Raw genomic sequence first — 726 nt, 5'->3', positions numbered from 1 at the left:
AGCGGCGCCCGCGTCAGTCCGCCGGCGCCCTCGTCCGGACCCGTCGCCACCGCGCCGCGCGTCAGCCACGTCACCTCGCTCTCGTTCAGACGCGCCTCGCCAAAGATCGCCTGCAGCTCGCCAAGACCGCGCGCCGCCGTCGCATGCGTCGCCGTCAGGACGTTCTCGCCCGCATCTGCATCCGCCTCCGACAGATGGTCGAGCACGATCTGCGACGGGATCGCTCCGCCCGCGTCGAGCCGCGCCACCAGGGCCGGCATGCCCGCAACATGATCAAGCCCCAGCGCCGCCGCCAGCGTCCCGTCGCCGCCCACCATCAGCGGCCGGGCGTCGGCCGCCTCGCCCAACGCCACCGCACGCCATTCCAGGCGGTACAGATGCTGCGTCTCGCTGCGCGCCGCATCGCGGATCTGCGCTTGGCTCGCCTCCTTCAGCCTGAGGCCTCCGACATGGGCAACGACACGGCCGTGCCCGTCCGCAAGCTGCAGATGCGCCAGCGCCTCGCCCGCGCCGCTGCGCTCCACCGACGCGCGGATCCGCAGCTCGCGCGCGCCCTGGGCGGCCAGCGACACCTCCGACCATTCGAACGGCAGCAGCAGCGGCGCGTCCGCACCGCCGTCCAGATCGGCGCCGGCGATCCGGTCGAAGCTCAGCACATGCAGCGCGCTGTCCAGCAGCGCCGGATGCAGGCCGTAACTCTCCGCCGACGCTCCCAGCGCCTCCGCA

The 726-nt window shown here is 73.6% G+C and carries 1 protein-coding gene; it reads right to left on the bottom strand.

Annotation, left to right across the window (positions count from 1 at the left end):
• Positions 1–726: polyketide synthase dehydratase domain-containing protein (locus tag AC1RUR_RS38330; protein ID WP_492853344.1), on the bottom strand; the 726-nt coding region annotated here is incomplete at both ends.

The sequence above is a fragment of the Bradyrhizobium sp. GW821-FHT12B03 genome (assembly GCF_058807535.1).
This window is presented reverse-complemented; position numbering and strand designations above follow the sequence as displayed.